Annotated in this window: 6 protein-coding genes; 3 read left to right on the top strand and 3 right to left on the bottom strand. The window is 69.3% G+C overall.

From position 1 onward, the window contains the following. Positions 1–203: 203 nt before the first annotated feature. From RWO82_RS14635 to RWO82_RS14645, 3 genes are read right to left on the bottom strand one after another with little or no spacing between them, the layout of a single operon-like run. Positions 204–551, bottom strand: coding sequence for a cupin domain-containing protein (locus tag RWO82_RS14635; protein ID WP_314428262.1), 348 nt, complete (start codon positions 549–551; stop codon positions 204–206). Next, on the bottom strand, positions 548–1,954 hold the full coding sequence (locus RWO82_RS14640; protein WP_314428263.1) for an FAD-dependent oxidoreductase: 1,407 nt from the start codon (positions 1,952–1,954) through the stop codon (positions 548–550). Before RWO82_RS14640 ends, RWO82_RS14635 begins: the two co-directional genes overlap by 4 nt. A gap of 26 nt (positions 1,955–1,980) precedes the next feature. Beyond that, positions 1,981–2,448, bottom strand: coding sequence for an Lrp/AsnC family transcriptional regulator (locus RWO82_RS14645; protein WP_314428264.1), 468 nt, complete (start codon positions 2,446–2,448; stop codon positions 1,981–1,983). A gap of 175 nt (positions 2,449–2,623) precedes the next feature. Between RWO82_RS14645 and RWO82_RS14650 the strand changes: the two genes are divergently transcribed. The 3 genes from RWO82_RS14650 to RWO82_RS14660 are packed head-to-tail and all read left to right on the top strand — an operon-like array spanning position 2,624 to position 6,026. After that, the gene (locus RWO82_RS14650; RefSeq protein ID WP_314428265.1) at positions 2,624–3,772 is read left to right on the top strand and encodes an ROK family transcriptional regulator; all 1,149 of its coding nucleotides are present in this window, start codon (positions 2,624–2,626) and stop codon (positions 3,770–3,772) included. Between the two features lie 29 nt (positions 3,773–3,801). Further along, entirely contained in the window at positions 3,802–4,704 is a 903-nt protein-coding gene (locus RWO82_RS14655) for a polysaccharide deacetylase family protein (RefSeq protein ID WP_314428266.1), read from the top strand. After that, entirely contained in the window at positions 4,701–6,026 is a 1,326-nt protein-coding gene (locus RWO82_RS14660; RefSeq protein WP_314428267.1) for an MFS transporter, read from the top strand. Before RWO82_RS14655 ends, RWO82_RS14660 begins: the two co-directional genes overlap by 4 nt. Positions 6,027–6,419: the final 393 nt, after the last annotated feature.

The following is a 6,419-nucleotide window of genomic DNA, read 5'->3' on the forward strand; positions in this document are numbered from 1 at the left end:
GCGAGGGGTGGGGCTTCTGAGTTGGCGCCTGTTGTCGCAGTGTGCGGCGTTATGCGACCAGTGGTGCCAGGTGAGCGAGGGGTGGGGCTTTTGAGTTGGTGCCTGTCGTCGCAACGCCGCGCGCTATCCGACCACAGGTGCCACATGAAGGGCGTGGAGAGGGAGGGCGTGGAAAGGAGAGAGGGAGGAGAGGCAGCGACCTCTCAGGCGACGTAGACCTTGCGCAGGGTCTCGGTGACCGTCCACACGGTGCGCTGACCTTCGGTGAGGCGCACGACCGAGCCCGCCCCGACCTCGATCGCAGGCAGCGCGGGCTCGACGAACTGGATGCGGGCGCGCCCTGCGAGCACGACGAAGACCTCGTCTGCTTCGGTGTCGGATGCCGTGCCCGGCGTCATCTCCCAGATGCCGATCTCGACCTCACCGAGAGTCGCCAGCGCATGCACGGCGGTCGTCTGCGTGCCGAGGATCACGTCCTCCGCGGGCAGGCGCGAGTGCTCGAGCGGCAATGCCGCCGCATCCACGCCCTCGCCCGCGCGCAGCTCGCTCACGAATCGAATCCCATGCCCACGGCATCCAAGGTCTTGAGGAACAGGTTGCGCCTGCCCTCGTTGTGGTCGGCCCGGTCCATCGCGGCGCGCACGAGGTTGACGCCGATCGAGGCGACGGGCTCGGGCGGGAACGGGATGGGCTTCTCCCGCACCATCGCGAGTTCGGTGCGCTCGGTGGGCTCGCCCGACAGCTTGTCGAGCATGACGTCGGCGGCGAATCGTGCAGCCCCGACGCCCAGCCCGGTGAAGCCCGCGGCATAGGCCACACGGCCGCGACGCGCGGTGCCGAAGAACGCGCAGAAGCGGCTCGACGAGTCAATCGCGCCTGCCCACCGGTGCGTGAACCGCAGCCCTTCGAGCTGGGGGAAGGTCGTGAAGAAGTGCGAGGCGAGCTTGCGGTGGCTCTCGGCGCGGTCTTCGTACTCCGGACGCACCTTGCCGCCGAAGTGGTAGACCGCGTCGTACCCGCCGAACAGGATGCGGTCGTCGGCCGTGAGCCGGTAGTAGTGGAACTGGTTGGCGCTGTCCGCCAGCCCCTGGCGGTTCGACCAGCCGATCGACGCCAGCTGCTCGCGGGTCAGAGGCTCGGTCATCAGGACGTAGTCGTACACCGGCACCGTCATCAGGCGGTTGCGCTTCAGGAGGGACGGGAAGACGTTCGTGGCGAGCGCCACGGCCTCCGCGGTCACTCGTCCTCCGCCGCGCGTGACGAGCGTGATCGGGCCCGCCCCGTCGCCGATCACTTCGCGCACCAGCGACTGCTCGTAGATCTCCACACCCAGCTCGACCGCGACGCGGGCCAGCTCGAGACCGAGCTTCGCGGGATGCACGAGAGCGCAGCCGTCGCGTTCCCAGGCCCCCGCGAGGAAGGTGTCGGAGTGCACCTCCGCCTGCACGGCCTCGCGATCGAGGAAGCCCTCCTCGTCGCGCAACCAGTCCACCTGGTGCGGCTCGACGGCCACGGCCAGCTGACCCGTGCGCTCGAAGTCGACATCCATCGCGTAGCGCGTCACGGTCTCTTCGATGCCGTCGAGGTTCTCGTGGCCGAGCTCTTCGAGGCGGTCGATCTCGTCGGGCCAGCGTGTCAGGCCGTTCTCGTGCCCGTGGGTGAGGCTCGCTTCGCAGAACCCGCCGTTGCGGCCGGATGCCGCCCACGCGATGCGCGACGCCTCGAGCAGCACGACGCGTCGCTCGGGGTCGCGCTCCTTGGCTCGCACGGCCGTCCAGAGCCCGGCGTAGCCGCCGCCAACCACGACGAGGTCGGTCGTGATGCGTCCCGTCAGTGCGGGGTGCGCGGGGCGGTCGACGTCGTCGAGCCAGAACACCCCGAAGGCGGTGTCGCTCAGTGAGGCGTCGATGACGGAGTCCGCGGGGCGGCGCCGCTCGAAGACCGTGGTTCCCATGATCACTCCTGTTCGGGGGCGGCGCGTCAGCGCGTGCCCCAGTTGTAGAGGTCCTTGTACAGGCCGGCGTACAGCAGGCTTTCGGTGTGGGTCACTCCGGGGATCGTGCGGATGCGGGTGGCGATGAGGTCGAGGAGGTCCGCATCGCTCTCGCATACGGCCTCGACGAGGATGTCGAAGGTGCCGAGAGTCGCGACCACGTACGCGAGCTCGGTGATCTTCGTCAGCTCCTCCGCGACGAGTCGAGGGTCGCCCGTGACGCGGATGCCGATCATCGACATCCGGTGGAAGCCGAGCTGCATCGGATCGGTGACGGCGACGATCTGGATGATCCCTGCGTCGGTCATGCGCTGCACCCGCTGTCGGGCCGCCGCCTCGCTGAGCCCCACCTCGCGGCCTATCTCGGCATACGGACGCCGTCCGTCCTCTTGCAGGAGCTCGATGATCCGCTTCGAGATGTCATCCAGCACGGGCTGCTTGCGAGGAGTGCTCATGTGACGATGTTGACAGCGGACACGGCTCCACGCAACCGATTCCGTCGTTTCACACGGTTCAGACTTCTGTGATCGTGGCAACCGACACGTCTTCCTCGCCGTGAGCACCTCGCGCCCTCGACCGGTGAGACGCGATGTGTCATGCTGGGCGAGCATCGACTCCGGGGGGATCACCATGGCACGACCGCTCGCGGGACCACAGACGCTGCTGCGCACCCTGAACGGGCGCGCGATCCTCGAGACACTCGCCCGCCGAGGCTCGCTCACGCGTGCCGACCTGATGGCCGAGACCGGTCTGTCGCGCACCGCTGTCACGCAGGTGCTCCGGATGCTCGAGAGCGTCGGCGCGGTCGCTCCCGCCGGTGTCGATCGTGAGACGCGCGGACCCGCAGCGGGCCGGGTCGCTCTGCACCCGCAGCTCGGGTTCGCCGCTGTGGTCCACGTCGACGGTCACGGCGCACACGTGGTGCTGGTGGATCCCACAGGAGCGGTGAGGGCCGAGCAGCACGCGCCGTTCACGCCGCACGTCGAGAGGGTCGAGCTCATCTCGGGACTCATCGAGACCTGCCTGCAGTCCGTGCGCGGTCCCCTGCATGTCGTCATCGCGGGCGTTCCGGGGATCGTGTCGGCAGACGGCGCCATCCGCGACGACGAGGGTCCCGACGGCGGCGCGTTCCGCAACGCTCTCGAGAAGCGGCTCGGATGCCCCGCGCGCATCGAGAACGACGTCAACCTCGCGGCCCTCGCCGAGCTCACTGCGGGTTCCGGCGCCTCGCTCGCGAGCTTCGCGCTGCTGCTGCTCGACGAGGGGCTGGGTGCGGGGATCGTGATCGACGGCTCGGTGCATCGCGGGTTCTCCGGCGTGGCGGGCGAAGTCATGTACGTGCCGCAGACGCCGTTGCCGATCGGCGCCCCGGTGCTCAGCGACGCCGTCGTGGGTGATCTCGCGCTCGCGCACGGTCGTGACCCGCAGGCTCCCGTCGTGCAGCATCTCGACGCGGCGGCCGACGGCGACGAAGCCGCGCAGGCCATGGCCGCCGAGATGGCGAGACGGCTCACCCTCGTGGCCGGCACCATCGCGCTCGTGCTCGACCCCGAGGCGTTCATCCTGGGCGGCCTCGCCGCGCATCCGGTGCTCGTCGACGCTGTCGCACGGGAGGCGGACGACCTCGCTGCACGGCTTCCGATGCGCTTCCTCGTCTCGTCGTTCGGCCCCGAGGCGCCGCTCGTCGGGGGCATCGGCGAAGCGGCCGCGGCTCTTCGCGCCACGGTGTTCGCACAGCTCGTGCCCTCGGTCGACCGATCCTCTGCGCGCCGGGCGTAGCCGCAGTCGCCTCACGGACGGAACAGGACATGACCTCGGATCTCGCCGAACGGCTCGGGCTCGCACCCGGGACCAGAGCCGTCATCATCAACGCCGACGACTTCGGGATGTGTCACGCCGCCAACACCGCCGTCACCTCTCTGCTCGAGGCCGGGCACATCGATTCGACGACGCTCATGGTGCCGTGCGGGTGGGCGCCCGAGGCGCTGTCCTTCGCGGCCGCCCGCACCGACCTCGACGTGGGCGTGCACCTCGTGCTCACGAGCGAATGGACCGATTGCCGGTGGCGTCCGCTGACGGGTACCGCGACCACTCTCGTCGACGGTGCGGGGTACTTTCCGGCGGACGCCCTGTCGGTGGAGCGTCGGGCCTCGGCCGACGACGTGGCCCTCGAGCTCGCGGCGCAGCTGCGGGCCGCGCTCGATGCGGGCGTCGACGTCACGCACCTCGACAACCACATGGGCTCGGTCTACGGGCTCCTCACCGGGCGTGACTTCCTCGCCCCCGTGCTCGAACTCGCGGCGCGCCACGGACTGCCGTTCCGCCTGCCGCGGGTGCTCGACGGAGCGGATGCCGCCCTCTCCCGTCGTCTCGAGGAGGCCGGAGCCGCGGCCGATGCGCTCGGCGTCGAGATCATCGATCGGCTGTGGACGCATCCGTTCGAGGAGGTGCCCGGGGAGAGCTATGAACAGGTGCGCGATGCCTTCTGCGCTCTGCTGCGGGACGTGCCGCCCGGAGTGACCGAGATATACCTGCATCCGATGGTCGACGACGACGAACTGCGCGCGGTCGTGGACTTCGGCGCCGCGAAGCGCGGACACGAGCTGCGACTCCTCGCCGACCCGCACGTGCACGACGCCATCGCCGAGGAAGGACTCGTGCGTCTCGGGTGGCGGGCCCTGCGCGACCTGCAGCGGGGGAGTGCCGCGTGACCTCGCTCGCCACACGCCTGCGCGAGCGCCGCCTGGATGCCGCGCCGAGCCGATCGCAGGCGATCACCTTCGGCCTGTCGGGTTTCCCGACCCAGCTGATGGCGCAGACGTTCTCCGCCTTCGTCGTGTACTTCTACGTGACGCAGCTGGGGGTCGCTCCCGCATGGGTCGCCGGCGCGCTGGTCGCCCACGGCGTGCTGAGCGCGGTGCTCAACCCCCTCGTGGGCGCGCTCTCCGATCGCATCCGCACGCCGTGGGGACGACGCATCCCCTGGATCGGACTCGGCATCGTGCCGCTCGTGGTCGCGTTCGCGCTCGTGTGGATGCCGCCGGCGCTACCGCCCGGCGGGCTGATCGTCTGGTTCCTCGTCGTGGTCGCGGTGTACGACGTCGCCTTCGTGGTGGTGGTGCTCAACATCTCGGCGCTCTTCCCCGAGATCTTCCGCACCACCGAGGAGCGTGCACGCGGCAATGTGCCGCGACAGGTCTTCGCGATCCTCGGCATGGTGCTGGGGACCGCCGGCGCCCCCGCACTCTACGGGTGGATCGGCTGGGCGGGCATGGCGATCGTGCTGTCGGCGGTGTGTCTGGTGCTGTTCGCATGGTCGTTCTGGGGAGGCATGGTCGAGCGCAGAGTGCCCGAGGCCGCGTCGGAGGCCATGCGATGGCGTGCACAGCTCGCCTACACGTTCCGCAACCGCGCGTTCGTCCCCTATGTGCTGGGTTCCCTGTTCATGCAGACCGCGATCGCCGTGATCCTCGCGGGACTCCCGTTCTACGTGCGCTATTCGCTGCGCGCTGCGGAGGGGGAGAGCAGCCTGCTGCTCGGGGCGATCTTCGCCACCGCGATCCCCTCGATCGTGCTCTGGAGCTGGGTGGTGCGGCGCACGACCCCACGCACGGCGCTGCTGTGGAGCGTCTCCGTGTTCGGACTCGCGGTGCTGGGCTACCTGCTGCCGGCCGATGTGCTGGGCGCGGCGCTCGTCGGCGTCGGCGTCGGCGTGGGCGTCGGCGGTCTGCTGCAGCTGCTCGAGGTGGTGCTCGCGCAGATCATCGACGACGACGCGGTGCGCACGGGGCACCGACGCGAGGGCGCCTACTTCGGGGTGAACGGTTTCGTGGTGCGTGGCTCGGTGGTGCTGCAGGCGATCGTCGCGGCGGTCGTGCTCACGGCATCCGGGTTCGACGCCTCTCTGGGCGACGCGCAGCGCGAGTCGGTGGATGCGGGGATCCGCGCCATGGTCGCAGTCGTCCCACTGGCGTTCACCGCTCTGGCCTGGCTCTGCTTCTTCGCGTATCCGATCCGTTCGCGCGACGTGTGAGCGGATCCGGCCACGCGACACGCCCGGCGGGCGGCCGTGATTTGCCGGAACCCCGAATCCCCCGTAACTTATTACTTGTTCGCCCCACAGGGACGCGGAGAGGCCGAGAGCCTTACCCCCCTCAAGCGGAGAACCACCTCCACTCGATCAGCTCCCCGGAGCGGATCGCAGACACACTTCTGTCTGACCTGGAGCATCCACCTCGGACAAGCGGTCGATTTGACAGCGATTCCGAAACGGATAAGCTAGTGAAGTTGCCTCGAAGGCCTTGAGCCCCGAGCTGCAGATCTGGTTCCGATACTTTCGGCGTGTCGAATTGACAGCCCGAAAGACACGGATAAGATAGAGAAGTTGCCCTTCGGGCCTGGTTGTGATGACTGGGTCGTGGGAGCA

Source organism: uncultured Microbacterium sp. (assembly GCF_963521645.1).
GTDB lineage: Bacteria > Actinomycetota > Actinomycetes > Actinomycetales > Microbacteriaceae > Microbacterium.